This window comes from Streptomyces sp. NPDC046859, assembly GCF_040645135.1.
Lineage (GTDB): Bacteria > Actinomycetota > Actinomycetes > Streptomycetales > Streptomycetaceae > Streptomyces.
Genome location: NZ_JBEYXR010000020.1, coordinates 100,499 through 116,405 on the forward strand (window position 1 = coordinate 100,499; position 15,907 = coordinate 116,405).

Consider the following 15,907-nt stretch of genomic DNA (forward strand, 5'->3'; position numbering starts at 1 on the left):
GTCGACGCAGGTGAGGAAACGGTGCCTCTCCCCCGGCGGGCAACGTTGTCCAGCCCGCGCAAGAGGTTTTTACATCGTTGGAAGGACGCTGTAAACCCCTTGTGCACAGAGCTGTTGCCCCCCGCGCCGGGAAAGCGTGCGGCGGGCGGGCGGGGACGGCCACCGCGGGGCGGCCGTCCGCGGGGCGCGCGGGGGCCGCGGAGCGCGCCCGGCGGGCATGCCGAACGCCCCCGTCGGCCGGTCGGCCAGGGGGTGTCCGGTACCGGGAGGGGCCCGGCGCGTCACAAGCCGGCCCGCGCCGGCGACGGACCGGCGACGGGCACACGGGCGCACCGGCCCCTCACCTCGCGGTGCCGTCCTCCCGCGCCGCGCGTCCGAGCGTGCTCTCCCGGGCGACCAGGCGGTAGTCCGCCCAGACACGCCGGGGTTCGGGCGCCTCGCCGCCCAGCCGCGCGAGGACCGACTCGACGGCGAGCCGTCCGATGGCCTCCTTGTCCGGCGACACGGAGGTCAGCGTCACCGCGCCGAAGCGCCCCTCGACGACGTCGTCGAAGCCGACGACCGCGGTGTCCTCGGGAACGCGCAGCCCGCGCTCGTACAGCACACGCATCGCGCCGATCGCCATCAGGTCGTTGTAGGCGAAGATCGCGTCGGGCCGCCGCCCCGAGTCGAGGATGCGGGTCATCGCCGCAGCACCGTCCGCATGACCCCACCCTTCGGTGGCGGCCACCAGCCCGTCGTCGGCGGGGAGTCCGGCGGCGGTGAGCTCCTCGCGCCAGCCGCGCACCCGCAGCTGGGCGGTCTCGCTGCGGCCCCGCCGCGCCCCGATGAAGGCGATCTCCCGGCGCCCCAGGTCGAGAAGGTGCCGGACGGCGGCACGGGCGGCGGCCACGTTGTCGATGGCGATGTGGTCGTACGGCAGTTCGTAGTCGCGTTCCCCGAGGAGGACCAGCGGGACGTTCTCCGCGCGGTCGCGCAGGTCCTCCCGCTCCAGCTCGATGGGGCTGAGGATGAGGCCGTCGATGACACGGGCGCGGAACCCCTGACTGACCAGCACCTCCTGTTCGCGGTGTCCGCCGGTGTGGTCGAGGAGCACGATGTAGTCGTGGGCGGCGGCGGCGTCGATGACGGCGGCGGCCAGTTCGGCGAAATAGGGGTTGCCGAGTTCGGGCAGGGCGAGCGCGATGATGCCCGTGCGCCCCTTGCGCAGATGACGGGCGGCCAGATTGGGCCGGTAGCCCAGCGCGTCGATGGACCGCTGCACGCGTTCGCGCATGGCGGGGGTGACGTGCTGGTAGTTGTTCACCACGTTGGAGACGGTCTTGATGGACACTCCGGCGTGGGCTGCGACGTCCTTGAGGCTGACCCGCACGGCATTCCTTTCAGAGCGGCCCGACTCGGGTGGTCGGTGCGGGTACGGTGTCGTCACCGTGAGCCTGGCGCCGAGTCCCTGCTTGACATTTACAACGTTATACAGGCGACGTCCGCGCACTGACAAGGAGTTGTACGGGCCTGCCGGCGCGATGATGTCACCCCCGGCGCGCACGGGGCCGAAGGGGCGTGTTCGGGGCGCGCAAGCGCTTGCCGTCGCGCCCGGTCACGCGCGGGCGCACCGGTCGTCGGGGCGGTTCAGCGGGTGGGGCGGCGGCCGCTGCGCCGGATGCGCAGACCGCCGTAGAGGAACGCGACGACCGCCAGGAGCACGCCGATGACCAGCAGATAGAACAGGCTCTTGGCGAGCACCCCGATGAAGCCGAGCACGACGGCCACGAGGAGCAGGAACAGGAACAGTGCCATGGTGGCCTCCGCCGATTGGTGCCGTCAGCGGCGGGCCAGCCGCCGTTCGCCGCCGGCCCCGGGCCGGTAGCTCAGCTCGTAGTGGTCGAAGACCGCCTTCTCGTCCTCGGCGGGCAGGACGCCGTCCATGTCGATGGACGGAGCGTCCTTCACCAGGTTCTTCGGATACGCGACCTTCAGATACCCCGGGCCGACCGTCGCCCCCACCAGGGGCACGAACACCAGGCGGTGCCGGGTCGGCATGCCGACCGTGACGGTGGCGAAGTGGGGGGCGTCGGTCGCCGTGTCCACGTAGATCGACTCCAGTTTGCCGATCTTGCGCGCCTCGGCGTCGACCACGTCGTGACCGCGCCACTCCCGGATGTCACCGGCCTCGAACATCGGGATCCTCCGCTCGTCGTTCCTTCGGTTCGCATACCCCGTCCGGGGCTTTCTTCACGGTGACACCGGGAGGACGACGGGGCACCTTCACCGCCGGAAGGCCGAGCAGACCGGTCCCCCGGCCGCCCGGCCTTCCTTCATCGGTGCTCGGCGCCGGCCCGAAGCACCAGGTGCCGTGCGCGACCCGACGGACCGCGAACCCCCGGTCCGTCCGCAGGTACCGGGCTCCCTGCGGCGCCGTCACGTCGTGCGGACCGGCCGCCGGGACGTGGACCTTGGCGACCGCGCCCACCGGCATCCCCAGCTCCATCCGGAAACCGGTCGCGCTCTGCTCCCAGGAGACGCCCGCGGTGCCCCGGACGGGGGGAGTACGGATCGACGTGCGGGCCCGGTCGACCCCCGTACGGGCCTCCGGGCGTACGGAGAAGGTGGCGTAGCCGGCGTCACCCGGCCGCGGACCCGCGGCGACGACGGGCGGGGATCAGCCGAGACCGCGATGGGCGGCCCACAACTCCCCGGCGCGGTCGGCGGCGTCGGAGACCAGGGCGGCCAGTTCCGGCCGGTCGGGCACGGGGAACGAGACGTAGGCGCCGCGGCCACCGCCGACCGGTCTGCCGTACGCCTTCACGGCGAGATGGCCGTCGGGGAGGAGCCGGACGTTGAGGGTCGTCAGCGAGAACTCCTGACCGCGTCGGGTGTCCGTCCAGCGGAGCGCCTCCGGGATCACGACATTGACCGCAAGAGCACTTACTTCCAGGTCGCCGCTCATGGGCGGATGATGTCACGCGAGCGGTGGAAGACGGACGCAACCGCCTTCAGGGGCAGGCAGTTCGACCACTCGAGGCGCGCCGGGACACCCCTGGTGCCGCCTGCGCGCCACGCTCGCATCAGCACCGGCGCTGCCAGGAGCGCGCCCGGGACGGCGCGGTGCCGGGCCGTCGCTGCTGCGTGGCGCCGACCTCCTCCGGAACCGCGGCAGGGCGAGGTCCTCCTCGTCCTGCTTCCTGCCCCCTCCTCCGGGTGGACGTCACACCCCCATGACCTCCTCCAGTGAACATGTCATGTCCCGGTCCTCGGTGCCGGGCGTCGGTGCCTCCGCCCGGGTCAGGTGCGGACGTGCGGCCCGTACCCGCCGCTCCCGCGACCCCCACGGAGACGGCCCGCCGGGTGCTCACACCTTCTGGCCGCTGCTCCCCCGCACTTCGAGGCGGTGCGGCACGACGACGTCGAGCGGGGGCACGCCGTTGTCCGGGCTGTAGATGCGGTCGGCGAGGCACTGCAGGGCGCGTTCGGCGAGTTGCCGTTTGTCGGGGGCGACGGTGGTGAGGGGCGGCTGGGCGTAGCGCCCGTCCTCGATGTCGTCGAAGCCGACGACGGCCAGGTCCTCCGGCACGCGCAGTCCGCGTTCGTGGGCCACGTGGAGGGCGCCGAGCGCAAGTTCGTCGGTGAACGCGAAGACGGCGTCGGGTGCCGCCGGGGCGTCGTCCAGCAGGGAGGCCATGGCCTCGGCGCCGTCCTTGCGGTGCAGTTGGCGGACCGGGCGTTCCAGCGCGTCGTCCACGACCGCGCCGGCCCGGCGCAGCGCGTTGCGGTAGCCCGTCAGCCGCTGGTCGGCGGTGCCGTTGCGCAGGTGGGGCTGGAGGCCGATGGCGGCGATGCGGCGGCGGCCGGCTTCGAGGAGGTGGGTGGTCGCCTCGTCGGCGGCGGCGACGCTGTCGACGGCGACCCGGTCGGCGAGTCCGCGGGGCGGGCGCTCACCGAGGAGCACGACGGGCGCGTTGCGGGCGTGGGTGGTGACCTCCTCGGGGCCGAGGGCCCAGGGGCTGATGATCAGGCCGTCCACGAGCCGGCCCTGGGTGCCGTCGAGGAGGCGCCGTTCGGCCTCGGCGTCGCCGAAGGTCTGGTCGATGACGACGGTCCAGGAGCGTTGCTGCGCGGCCTCCACGATGAGGCTGGCCAGTTCGCCGAAGTAGGGCGAGTACAGCTCCGGGACGACGAGACCTATGAGTCCGGTGCGGCCCGCGCGCAGATTGCGTGCGGCGAGGTTGGGCCGGTAGCCGAGTTCGTCGAGGGCTTGCTGGACGCGCTGCCGGGTGGCCTCGGCGACGTTGCCCGATCCGCTGACGACGTTCGACACGGTCCGGACCGAGACGCCCGCGAGGGCGGCGACATCTTTCAGGCGACTACTCACGGTGGCCATCCTCCCACGCGTCCACGGCGATCCGACATCGTTGCGGCGGGGTATTGCAACGTTGCATGCAACGTTGCACGATGTGGGGGATCCATCGCAGTACAAGGAGGCACCGCATGACCGCGCACCTGTACCCCGGAGTCGACCCGGCCACCCTGGACGTCGACGTCCGTCCCGACGTCGAGGCGCTCCACGGCGACGGGATCACCGCCCGCAAGGGCGCCTTCTCCGTCGAGTGGGTGGACCGGCTGCGCGAGGACGTCGACTCGGCCTTCGAGGAGGCGCTGTCCCGCCCCGGCGGCGCCGTGGGGCGCGGCCCCCACCGCTACTACGTCGAGATCCACCCCGAGCAGATCCGGGGCTTCGTCGAGCTGGTCGACCACCCGTGGGTCCGCTCGGTGTGCGCCGCCGTCCTCGGCCCCGGCTACCGCATCGTCGAGCTCGGCTTCGACGTCCCCCTGGAAGGCGCCGTCAACCAGCCCTGGCACCGTGACTTCCCGATGCCCGAGGAGACGCGGCGCGAGCGCCGGCTGACCTCGCTCGCCTTCAACGTCACGACCGTGGACACCGCGGAGGACATGGGGCCCTTCGAGATAGCCCCGGGCACGCAGTGGGACGACGGCCCCGAGTTCGGGCACGGCATGTTCCCGCCCCGCTCGCACTACCCGCGCTACGCGGAGCGCGCCGTGCGCAAGTACCCCCAGCGCGGTGACATCTCCGCCCGGAGCGCCCTGACCATCCACCGGGGCACGGCCAACCGGTCCAGCACGTCGCGCCCGGTCCTGGTCCTCGGCGTCGACGGACCGGAGGGCACCAACGGCGAGCGGCACGACGCCGCCGTCACGCGCGGTTACTGGGAGGCGCTGCCCGAGCGGGTGCGCCGGCACCTGGACGTCGCCGTCGTGGACGAGCTGACGCCCCTCACGCAGAAGCACACCATCGAGGGTCTGGTCATGGGCGATGCCTGAGGCGGCCACCGCCCCGCACCGGGTCGGCGGCGCCGGCCCGGCCGCCGCGTCAGGTGTACGCGGTGGCGGCCGTCGCCGCGCTCGGCGGCCTGCTGTTCGGCTACGACACCGGCATCATCTCCGGCGCGCTGCTGCACCTGCGGGAGGAGCTCGGGCTGTCCTCCCGGGGACAGGGGATCGTCGTCAGCGTCATCCTGGTCGGCGCCATGGCCGGCGCGCTGTGCTCGGGGCGGCTCGCCGCCCGGCACGGGCGGCGCCGGGTGGTGCTGTGGGTGGCCGTCGTCTTCGCGGCCGGGGCCGCGGCGGCCGCCGTCGCCTCGGGACGCTGAACGCGGCACGCTTTCTCCTCGGTCTCGCCGTCGGCGGAGCCTCCACCATGGTGCCGGTGGAGATCGAACGGGCCCCGCGCGCCCCGGGCTCCTTCCGGCGCAACCTCGGCGGACGGCCGGCCCGCCGCTGAGCCGGGACATGGGACGGCCCCGGACGCGGTGATGGCGTCCGGGGCCGTCCCCCCTGTCACTCCTGCGGGGCGCCCACCCGCGCAGGCTCCAGCCGGACCACGATCGACTTGAACGTCGGCTGGTTGCTGTGGTCGGCCACACTGTCCAGCGGCACCAGCACATTGGTCTCCGGGTAGTACGCGGCGGCGCAACCCCGGGCCGTCGGGTACGGGACGACGCGGAAGTCCTCGGCACGCCGCTCGACGTCGTCGGACCATACGCTCACCACGTCGACGCGCTGGCCGTCGCTGAGCCCCAGGCCGCGCACGTCGTCCGGGTTGACGAGCACGACCCGCCGGCTGCCGTGGATACCCCGGTACCGGTCGTTGGACGTGTAGGGCACGGTGTTCCACTGGTCGTGCGAGCGCAGGGTCTGCAGCAGCAGATGCCCCTCGGGCACGCGCGGCGCCTCGGCGCTGTTGCGGGTGAACAGCGCCCGGCCGGTGCCGGTGGCGTAGACGCCCTCGTTGACCGGGTTCATCAGCTGGATGCCGCCGGGGCGGGTCACCCGCCTGTTGTAGTCCTGCAGACCGGGCACGATGCGGGCGATGTGGTCGCGGATCACGCCGTAGTCCGCCTCGAACCGCTCCCAGGCGATGTCGGGCTTGTCGCCCAGGGTGCGGCGGGCCAGCCGGCACAGGATGGCGATGTCGCTGAGCAGCAGGGAGGACGCGGGCCGCAGCCGTCCCTGTGAGGTGTGCACCTCGCTCATCGAGTTCTCCACGGTCACGAACTGCTCTCCGGTCGACTGCACGTCCCGGTCGGTCCGGCCCAGGGCGGGCAGGATGAGCGCGGTGTCGCCGCAGACCGTGTGGGACCGGTTGAGCTTGGTGGAGATGTGCGCGGTCAGCCGGCAGCGGCGGACGGCCTCCTCGGTGACCGTGCTGTCGGGGGTGGCGCGCACGAAGTTGCCGGCCAGGCCGAGGAAGAACTTCACCCGGCCCTCGCGCATCGCCCTGATCGCGTTGACCGAGTCGTAGCCGTGGGCGCGCGGCGGGTCGAAGCCGAACTCCTCCTTGAGGGAGTCGAGGAAGGAGTCCGGCATCTGCTCCCAGATACCCATGGTGCGGTCGCCCTGCACGTTGCTGTGCCCGCGCACCGGGCAGGGGCCGGTGCCGGCCCGGCCCACGTTGCCGCGCAGCAGCAGGAAGTTGACGATCTCGCGGATCGTGGGCACGGCGTGCTTGTGCTGGGTGAGCCCCATGGCCCAGCAGACGACGACGCGTTCGCTGCGCAGCACCTCGTCGCGGACCTGCTCGATCTCCCCGCGGGTCAGGCCGGTGGCGGCGAGGACGTCGTCCCACTCGATGCCGCGGACGTGCCGGGCGAACTCCTCGAAGCCGGTGGTGTCGGCGTCGATGAAGTCGTGGTCCAGGACCTCGCCCGGCCGGGCGTCCTCGGCCTCCAGCAGCAGCCGGTTGACGGCCTGGAAGAGGGCGAGGTCACCGCCGTTGCGGATGCGCAGGAAGCGGTCGGCGATCTGCGTGCCCGGGCCGATCACGCCCCGGGGCTTCTGGGGGTTCTTGAACCGCAGCAGCCCGGCCTCGGGCAGCGGGTTGACGGCGATGATGCGGGCGCCGTTGCGCTTGGCCTGTTCGAGCGCGGAAAGCTGGCGTGGATGGTTGGACCCGGGGTTCTGGCCCACCAGGAAGATCAGGTCGGCGTGGTGCAGGTCGTGGAGGCTGACCGTGCCCTTGCCGCTGCCCAGAGTCTCGTGCAGGGCGTATCCGCTGGACTCGTGGCAGAGGTTGCTGCAGTCGGGCAGGTTGTTGGTGCCCAGGGCGCGGGCGAACAGCTGCAGGACGAACGCCGCCTCGTTGCTCGCCCGGCCCGAGGTGTAGAACACGGCCTCGTCCGGGGTGTCGAGCGAGGTCAGTTCCTCGGCCATCAGCCCGATGGCGTCGTGCCAGCTGATCGGCTCGTAGTGGTCCGATCCCGGTCGTTTGACCATCGGCTCGGTCAGCCGGCCCTGCTGGTTCAGCCAGGCGTCGGAGCGGCGGGCGAGGTCAGTGACGGAGTGCTCGCGGAAGAAGTCCGCGCCCACCCGCCGGGTGGTCGCCTCGTCGTTGATGTGCTTGGCGCCGTTCTCGCAGTACTCGTTGCGATGCCGGTGGCCCGGGGCCGGATCAGCCCAGGCGCAGCCGGGGCAGTCGATGCCACCGACCTGGTTCATGGTCAGCAGGGTCGTGCCGGTGCGCCGGGCCGACGTCTCCTCCAGGGAGTACTCCAGGGCGTGTGCCACCGCGGGGACGCCCGCGGCCCACTTCTTGGGCGGAGTGACGGTCAGGGCCTCGTCCGGCTCGTCGCCGGGCGCCTTCTTCATCGCGAGTCGCCTCTCAGTCGTGCGGTTACCGGGGGATCAGCCGTGGGGCCAGGAGGGCACTCCGCTGATGTGCCGCTCGGACTCCTCGCGCCGCACCCGGCCGTTGCGGATGGTGCCGCGCCAGGCCCCGCTCTCCTGCCCCACCCCCTCGATGAACTCCTTGAAGTGCTCCAGCTCGCGGGCCACGAGGCGGTCGGCGACCTCGGAGACACCGGGCACCAGCCCGGCGGGGCCGTTCGGCCCGACCTCCATGCGCACGGTGAGGGCCGTGCCGCCGGCCGGGGTCGGCGCGAACGACACCCGTCCCCGGTGGCCGGGGCGCTCGTCGAGGCTGCGCCAGACGAGGTGGGAGTCGGGTTCCTGCTCCACGATCTCCGCCTGGAAGGTTCCGCGCAGGGGACCGGCGGCGAGGGTCCAGGAGGTGAGGGAGGGCTTGATCTGGTCCACTTCCCGCACCGTGGTCATGAAGCGCGGGAAGTGCTCGAACTGCGTCCACTGGTTGTACGCGGTGCGCACGGGCACCGCGACCTCGATTGTCTGCTCGATACTATGCATGGCCCACCCATCGTCAGGCGCCTCGCCGTGTTCTGCCACACGGGTACGGCCCACCGGCTGAGGGGGCGCCGGATGAGCCGTCCGTACGGGGCACCCGACTACCCCGCACACGGCGCGTCTAACTAGAACGCGTACCGCACCCGCAGCCACGGGGCGTGCCGGTCGATCAGGGCGCGCAGCGTCGCCACGGACTCCCCCTTGGTCCCGTTGCGGTAGCGGACGTTGCGGGCGCCGTTCTGCGACCGCTTGGCCTGCTGGATCTCCGGCCGCCACAGGACGTCCTCGGCGCGGGGGTGCCAGCCGAGGTTGACCTCGTGCAGCTCCTGATTGTGGGTCAGCATGATCACCTCGGCGGCCGCCTGCTCCTTCACCCGTGCGGGCAGCACGTCGTCCAAGTGGCGCAGCAGGCCGGCCCAGGCGTCCTCCCAGCCGGGCCGTACGACGACGGGTGAGAGGTTGAAGTGCACCTCGTACCCGGCGTCGAGGAAGTCCGCCGCGGCGGCGATGCGGTCGGCGACCGGCGAGGTGCGCACGTCGAGGAGCCGGGAGTCGTCCGGCGGCATCAGCGAGAAGCGGACGCGGGTACGGCCGCGAGGGTCGAGGGCCAGCAGGTCGGGGTTGACGAACTTTGTGGCGAACGACGCCTTGGCGGTGGGCCACTGCCGGAAGGCGTGCACCAGGTCGGCGGTGTTGTCGCAGATCAGGGCGTCCACGGAGCAGTCGCCGTTCTCGCCGATGTCGTACACCCAGGCCTCGGCGTCGCACTGGTTCGGCTCGGGCTTGGGTCCCTGCCGGGCGACGTGCCGGCCCAGGTGGGCGATGATCCGGTCGATGTTGGTGAAGACGGTGACGGGGTTGGCGTAGCCCTTGCGGCGGGGCACGTAGCAGTAGGCGCAGGCCATCGCGCAGCCGTTGGAGGGGCCAGGGGCGATCCAGTCCGCCGACCGGCCGTTGGGCCGGGTGTTGAGAGTCTTCTTCTCACCGAGCACGAGCGTCTCGCCCTTGACCCGCACCCATCGGTCGATGTTGCCCTCGTTGCCGTGCAGGCCCGGGATGCGCCAGTGCGAGGCGACGGGGATCACCTCGGCGTCGGGGTACCGGGCGATGACCTGCCGCCCCCGCGGGGAGGCCGCGGCGGCCGGCTCGGCGTAGATCCGCCGGACAGGCAGCAGACGGCGGGCCCCGGCGGAGGTCCGGAAGGCCGAGTGCCGTGCGGCGGGGGCGGGTCCGAGCGCGTCGAGCCCGAACAGGGTGCCGGAGTCGTCGTCCGGGAGGCCGGAGGCGTGGTGCATGCGTGCTTCCGTTCGCTCGCCGTGGCGGGGTCGGCCGGACGCGGCCGTACCACCGGTGTGCGTGCCGTCGTACCGCTTACCGAACGGTCCTGGCCGCCGCTGCAACTGTACGGGCCATGTACCGGCCACGTCCTCCGGCGCACAGTCGCCGTGCGTGAGGACGCCGGGCGGGGGCATACGCGTGGAGCCACCCCTACCGGCTCATCCCTACTTCGAGGAGGCACCACGTGCTGGGCATCATCGCGGCGGTCCTGTTCTTCATCTCCTTCCTCATCAACGCGGCGGACATCGCCACCAACGACGTCTTCACGTCGGTCAACTTCATGCTGATCGGTCTCATGCTGCTCGCCCTGCACGTGGCGGGGATAGGCAGCGGCTGGGCGGCGCGCGGCCGTCGGCGCTGACCCCGGCGGGCCCGGTCACAGGGTCTGCTCGGCCCAGATCGTCTTGCCGCGCACGGCCGGCCGGGTCCCCCACGCCTGCGCGAGCTGGGCGACGATGAACAGGCCGCGCCCGCCCTCGTCGACCGTGCCCGCGTGGCGCAGGTGCGGGGCGGCCGTGTCGGCGTCCCGCACCTCGCAGGTGAGGGTGCGGCCGCGGATCAGACGGAGTTCGATGGGCGGGCGTCCGTACCGCAGGGCGTTGGTGACGAGCTCACTCGCGATGAGCTGAGTGTTGTAGGCGGTCTCCTCCTCGACGCCCCACGCGGTGAGCTGCGCGCGTGTGCGTCGCCGGACGGCGGACACGGCCGTCGGGTCGGGATCGAGCGGCCAGACGGCGCACTGGTCGGGCGGGAAGGCCCGGGTCCGCGCGACGATCACCGCGGCGTCCCGGACGCCCATGCCGGCCGGGAGCGCGTAGACGAGGGCGTCGCACAGGTCCTGCAGCGGCCGGTCGCCGTAGCGGGACACCGAGGCCAGGGGGCCGGGGCGCTCGGCGAGGTAGGCCGTGAGCAGCGGGTCGCTGGTGAACACCAGGACGCTGCCGGCCGGGACGTCGGCGTCGACGGCCGCGAAGGGGGCGCCCTCCGCGCTCCCCAACCGTGGCCCGGCCGGGGTGCCGAGCACCGAGACGGTGCCCTCCGGGCGTACGACCAGCGGTGCCAGGTGACCGGCGGCCGCCGCCACACAGCTACCGGTCAGCGGGTCGTGCACCGCGTACACGCAGTCGGCGGTCAGCTCCTCCTGGCGCAGGGGATCGCCGAGCGGCAGCCGGGCCCGTTCGGCGGCGAGCCGGGTCGCCGTGTCGTGGAGACGGGCGAGCAGTTCGTCGGGGGTCAGGTCGAACGCCGACAGGGAGCGGATCGCGGTGCGCAGCTGGCCCATGGTCGCGGCCGCCTCCAGACCGCGCCCCGACACCTTGCCCACCACGATGGCCGTGCGGGCGCTCGACAGGGCGGTGGTGTCGTACCAGGCGCCCGGGTCGGCTCCGGTGAGGGAGAGGTAGGCGGTCTCCAGCCATGCCTGGGCCTCGGGGCGGCGGGGCAGCAGCTGCCGCTGGACCGTGGCGGCGATCGTGTGCTCACGCGTGTAGCGTCGCGCGTTGTCGAGGCACAGCGCGGTGTGCGTGCCCACCTCCATGGCCAGCGCCCGGTCCTCCTCGTCGAAGACGGGCGAGCGGTCGGCGCGGTAGAGGCTGACGAGTCCGAGGGCCGCGTCCCGCAGGGCCAACGGGACGACCAGGAGCGAGTGGCCCCGCGCCGCGTCGACGGCCCGCGCGAGGGCGGGGTCCGCGGCGAGCCAGGGGGTGTCCGGGCCGAACCGGACCATCCTGGGGCTCAGGTCGGCCAGGGCCTGGGTGAACGGCGTCGGGTCCGCGAGGCGGCGCACATCGCCCACCGCGTGGATCTGCTGCGCCGCCTCGTCGATCGCGCTGCGGAAGGCGGTCCGCATCAGGAGGGTTCCGATGGGGGCGCGGGCCAGGGGCGGGTCGTCGCCGCGGATGACGGCGTCCTCCACCTCGACGGTCACCAGGTCGGCGAAGTCGGGAACCAGGATCGCGGCGAGTTCCTCGCCGATGACGACCGGATCCAGGGTCCGGCCGACGCCTTCCCGAACCCGGTCGAGCATGCGCGTCCTGGCGTGGGCCCGTTCCCGCTCGGTGACGTCGACGGCGATGACGCCCACCCCGAGCACCTTCCCGCCGAGTCCCTGCAGGCGCAGTGCGTTGACCTCGAACGTGCGCTCCACGGGTGCCTCGTCGACCAGGGCCCGCACGATACGGCGCAGCACAGGGGTGCCCGTGTCGAGGACGTCCCTCAGGAGCGCCTCCGCGTCGGCGTCGACGAGGCGGTAGACGTCCCTGGCCCGTTGCCCCCGGATGTCGTCCAGGCTGACGTCGCGCATCCACGGTGTAGCGGTGTTGACGCGGACCACGCGCAGGTCGGGGTCGACGAGGTGGAGCCCGATCGGGGACTGTGTGAACAGTGCCTCCAGCATCGAGGCCGCCGCCTGGTCGACATGGCCGAGGGGATCGTTGCCCAAGGGTCCCATCCACCTCCGAGGTCCGGTCGCCGCGCGCGCTCGGGGGGTACGCCCCCTAGAACAGCGTGCGCCCTGGGCGGCGGCGCCGCACCCGCTGCGGGCCGTGCACCCAGCCTCCACTCCGTGTCACGCACATGACCGGTCGTCCACTCCACCGGACTTTGAACTCACTGATGACAAAGTATGGACGCGCACGGCGAAAGTCCCCTACGGTATCGGCGCAACCGCAACGAGTACCGCCTCTGCGCGTCTCCCGCGCAGGGGGCAACTCGACCGGAGAGCGATCCGGCGGCCTCCGGTCCGTTCTGGAGGACCGATGCATCCACGGTTGTTCCGCCGTGCCCGAAGACGACTCACCCCCCTTCTCCTCGGCGCCTTGCTGGCCGGGGGCGTCCTGGCGGCGCCCCCGGCCGCCGCCGCCCCCGCTGACATCCCGCCGCAGGAACCGGGCGTGACCCTGCGCGTGTTCGACACCCAGGTCCCGCTCAGCAAGCTGTGCACCCTCAAGCCCGGCCAGACACCGAACCACGACAGACTCATGCCGACCGTGGACTGGTCCACGACCGGTGACTTCGGCGGCTTCGCCGACAACTTCTCGGCCGTGGTGTCCGGTTACCTCGTCATCCCGGACGACGGCTCCTACACCTTCCGCCTCACCAGCGACGACGGGTCACGGCTCACCGTCGACGACCGGACCGTCGTCGACCACGACGGTCTCCACGGAGCCGAGCCGAAGGACGGATCGGTCCACCTCACCGCCGGTTCCCACCCGTTCCGCATCGACTACTTCGAGCGCGGCGGCGACCAGCACCTCGCGCTGGCGTGGAAGCCGCCGGCCGCGAGCGACTTCAGCATCGTGCCGACGGAGGCGCTGAGCACGGACGCCGGTGTGGTCCGGGTGACCGCGCCCGGCCGCAAGGAGTGCGAGTCGGGGGCGGACAGCCCCGGCGACGGGCTGCCCCTGACGGACGTACGGCCCGACCTCACCCTCACCGATCTGCGCCCCGACGGCTTCGAACCGCAGGTCACCGGCATGGACTGGCTGCCCGACGGACGCCTGGCCATCAGCACCTGGGGCGGCTCGGAGACCACCACGGGCGAGGTGTACCTGCTCGACAACGTCACCGGGAGGACAAGCCGCGACAAGGTGACCGTCAAGAAGGTCGCGAGCGGGCTGCGCGAGCCCATGGGCATCAAGTACGTCGACGGCTCCCTGTACGTCTCGCAGAAACACGAACTGACCCAACTGGTCGACCGGAACCGCGACTTCGTCACGGACGAGTACCGCACGGTGGCGACCTGGCCGTACGGCGGGAACTTCCACGAGTTCGCGTTCGGCCTGCTCTACCGCGACGGCTACTTCTACGTGAACCTGTCCGTCGCCATCGACTACGGCGGCGCGACGACCACTCCACAGCCGGCGCCCGGCCGGGGCACGACGTACCGGATCAACCGGAAGACCGGGAAGATCCAGCCGATCGCCGGTGGTCTGCGCACCCCCAACGGCATCGGCTGGGGCCCGGGCGGCGACATCTTCACCACCGACAACCAGGGCGGCTGGCTGCCCGCCTCCAAGCTGGTCCACATCAAGCAGGACCGCTTCTTCAACCACTACACCGAGCCGTCCGGCCCGTTCGACGACCGTCCCGTCACCGAACCGGTGCTGTGGCTGCCTCAGAACGAGATCGCCAACTCCCCCAGTACGCCGCTGTATCTGACCAAGGGCCGGTTCGCCGGGCAGCTGCTCATCGGCGACGTCACCTACGGCGGGCTCCAGCGCGCCTATCTGGAGAAGGTGAAGGGCCAGTACCAGGGCGCCGTCTTCCGCTACACGCAGGGACTCGAAGCCGGCGTCAACCGGATCACGATGGGCCCCGACGGCGCCGTCTACGCGGGCGGGCTCGGTGCCGACGGCAACTGGGGCCAGGAGGGCAAGCTGAAGTTCGGGCTGCAGAAGCTCACCCCCAACGGCGGCGACACCTTCGACATCAAGGAGATGCGGGCCGTCCCCGGCGGCTTCGACCTGGAGTACACGCAGCCGCCGGCACAGGAGACCGTGGACAAGCTCGCCTCCCGCTACCAGGCCGAGCAGTGGCGGTACACCCCGACATCGGACTACGGCGGACCGAAGATCGCCGAGGAGCGGCTCGGCGTCCGCTCGGCGACCCTCGCCAAGGACGGCCGCACCGTCCAGCTGCGCCTCGACGGACTGAAGCCCGGCCGTGTCGTGCACGTGCGCTCCCCGCGGCCGTTCGCGTCCGCGTCCGGCGAGAAGCTGTGGAGCACCGAGGCCTGGTACACGCTCAACGCCCTGCCGGGCAAGCAGCCGCCACCCGCCACGCTGTACGAGGCGGAGGAGGCCCGCCTGACCGGGACGGCCGGGGTGAACCGGGACCACGGCGGCTACTCGGGCAGCGGCTTCGTCGACCGGTACGGCACCGAGGGCAGGGCGGCGACCACGTTCGACGTCACGGTCCCGAAGGCCGGCGACTACGACGTCAACCTGCGCTACTCCAACGGCCCCAACCCCTTCCAGGGCACCAAGTCCCTCTCCCTGTACGCCAACGGGAAGAAGCTCCGCCAGACGAGGCTTCCCTCGACCGGCGACTGGGAGACCTGGTCGACCCGGACGGAACGGGTCACCCTGCGCAAGGGGCACAACACCGTCGCGTACCGCGTCGACACCGGTGACGACGGGCACGTCGACCTGGACCTGATCACGGTCCGTCCGCACGGGGCCCGCGTCACCCTCTTCGACGGCACGGCCGCGTCGCGGAGCCAGTGGCAGCACACCGACGGACGCGTCACCGAATGGCCGCTGACAGACGGGAAGTCGATGGAGGTGTGCTGCGGCGACCTGCGCACCAAGGACGCCTACCAGGACTTCAGGCTGCACGTGGAGTTCCGCGTACCGCTCCTGCCCGACGACGTGACGGGCCAGGACCGCGGCAACAGCGGCGTCTACCTCCAGGACCGCTACGAGGTGCAGATCCTCGACTCGTACGGCGACACGACACTCGACACGAACGAGGCTGGCGCGATCTACCTGAAGAAGGCGCCGGACGTCAACGCGGCCACCGCGCCGGAGACCTGGCAGTCGTACGACATCACCTTCCGGGCGGCCCGCCACGACGCCGACGGCACCAAGACCGCCGACGCCCGCGTCACCGTCGTCTGGAACGGCAAGAAGGTCCACGACGACGTCGCGATCGACGGCCCGACCGGAGGCGGCCGGCCGGAGGGCGCCTCGGCCGGCGCCGTCCGCCTCCAGGACCACGGCAACAAGGTGCGCTACCGGAACATCTGGATCCAGCCGCTGAGCTGAACCAGCGGTGAACAGGGGCGCGTCCACGTTCCGGTGGGCGCGCCCTCCCGCCTAGGTGTATTGATCACGAGCGTTGTCAACGCTCGTGATCA

At 72.1% G+C, this 15,907-nt stretch carries 13 protein-coding genes and 1 pseudogene; 4 read left to right on the plus strand and 10 right to left on the minus strand.

Annotation, left to right across the window (positions count from 1 at the left end; genetic code table 11):
• Positions 1-340: 340 nt before the first annotated feature.
• From ABZ899_RS26620 to ABZ899_RS26645, 6 genes and pseudogenes are all read right to left on the minus strand, one after another.
• Complete coding sequence (locus ABZ899_RS26620) at positions 341-1,372, minus strand: LacI family DNA-binding transcriptional regulator (RefSeq protein ID WP_361350657.1); 1,032 nt, start codon at positions 1,370-1,372, stop codon at positions 341-343.
• A 257-nt stretch (positions 1,373-1,629) separates the two neighbouring features.
• Positions 1,630-1,797: a hypothetical protein gene (locus ABZ899_RS26625; protein WP_361350659.1), complete on the minus strand. Its 168-nt coding sequence runs from the start codon at positions 1,795-1,797 to the stop codon at positions 1,630-1,632.
• A gap of 24 nt (positions 1,798-1,821) precedes the next feature.
• The gene (locus ABZ899_RS26630) at positions 1,822-2,178 is read right to left on the minus strand and encodes a PRC-barrel domain-containing protein (protein ID WP_361350661.1); all 357 of its coding nucleotides are present in this window, start codon (positions 2,176-2,178) and stop codon (positions 1,822-1,824) included.
• Positions 2,162-2,620, minus strand: a pseudogene (locus ABZ899_RS26635) (alpha-L-rhamnosidase C-terminal domain-containing protein); the annotation flags it as partial. The gene ABZ899_RS26630 and the pseudogene ABZ899_RS26635, both read right to left, overlap by 17 nt.
• Before the next feature lie 39 nt (positions 2,621-2,659).
• Positions 2,660-2,947, minus strand: coding sequence for a hypothetical protein (locus ABZ899_RS26640; protein ID WP_361350663.1), 288 nt, complete (start codon positions 2,945-2,947; stop codon positions 2,660-2,662).
• Between the two features lie 402 nt (positions 2,948-3,349).
• On the minus strand, positions 3,350-4,369 hold the full coding sequence (locus ABZ899_RS26645; protein ID WP_361350665.1) for a LacI family DNA-binding transcriptional regulator: 1,020 nt from the start codon (positions 4,367-4,369) through the stop codon (positions 3,350-3,352).
• A 116-nt stretch (positions 4,370-4,485) separates the two neighbouring features.
• Between ABZ899_RS26645 and ABZ899_RS26650 the strand changes: the two genes are divergently transcribed.
• Together ABZ899_RS26650 and ABZ899_RS26655 are read left to right on the plus strand one after the other, a co-directional pair.
• Positions 4,486-5,337: a phytanoyl-CoA dioxygenase family protein gene (locus ABZ899_RS26650; protein WP_361350667.1), complete on the plus strand. Its 852-nt coding sequence runs from the start codon at positions 4,486-4,488 to the stop codon at positions 5,335-5,337.
• 62 nt (positions 5,338-5,399) lie between these two features.
• Complete coding sequence (locus ABZ899_RS26655) at positions 5,400-5,666, plus strand: MFS transporter (protein WP_361350668.1); 267 nt, start codon at positions 5,400-5,402, stop codon at positions 5,664-5,666.
• A gap of 187 nt (positions 5,667-5,853) precedes the next feature.
• Here the strand turns inward: ABZ899_RS26655 and ABZ899_RS26660 are convergent, their stop codons facing one another.
• From ABZ899_RS26660 to ABZ899_RS26670, 3 genes are all read right to left on the minus strand, one after another.
• Positions 5,854-8,160, minus strand: a complete 2,307-nt coding sequence (locus ABZ899_RS26660; RefSeq protein ID WP_361350670.1) for an FdhF/YdeP family oxidoreductase — start codon at positions 8,158-8,160, stop codon at positions 5,854-5,856.
• A gap of 36 nt (positions 8,161-8,196) precedes the next feature.
• Positions 8,197-8,715 carry an SRPBCC family protein gene (locus ABZ899_RS26665; RefSeq protein ID WP_361350672.1) on the minus strand — a complete coding sequence of 173 codons (519 nt, stop codon included), beginning with the start codon at positions 8,713-8,715 and terminating at the stop codon, positions 8,197-8,199.
• Between the two features lie 122 nt (positions 8,716-8,837).
• Positions 8,838-10,007, minus strand: coding sequence for a spore photoproduct lyase family protein (locus tag ABZ899_RS26670; RefSeq protein ID WP_361350674.1), 1,170 nt, complete (start codon positions 10,005-10,007; stop codon positions 8,838-8,840).
• 227 nt (positions 10,008-10,234) lie between these two features.
• Between ABZ899_RS26670 and ABZ899_RS26675 the strand changes: the two genes are divergently transcribed.
• On the plus strand, positions 10,235-10,411 hold the full coding sequence (locus ABZ899_RS26675) for a hypothetical protein (RefSeq protein ID WP_151782464.1): 177 nt from the start codon (positions 10,235-10,237) through the stop codon (positions 10,409-10,411).
• Positions 10,412-10,426: 15 nt separating this feature from the next.
• On the opposite strand, the gene ABZ899_RS26680 is transcribed toward ABZ899_RS26675, so the two are convergent.
• On the minus strand, positions 10,427-12,499 hold the full coding sequence (locus ABZ899_RS26680; protein WP_361350676.1) for a SpoIIE family protein phosphatase: 2,073 nt from the start codon (positions 12,497-12,499) through the stop codon (positions 10,427-10,429).
• 307 nt (positions 12,500-12,806) lie between these two features.
• On the opposite strand from ABZ899_RS26680, the gene ABZ899_RS26685 reads away from it, so the two are divergent.
• Positions 12,807-15,815, plus strand: a complete 3,009-nt coding sequence (locus ABZ899_RS26685) for a family 16 glycoside hydrolase (protein WP_361350678.1) — start codon at positions 12,807-12,809, stop codon at positions 15,813-15,815.
• Positions 15,816-15,907: the final 92 nt, after the last annotated feature.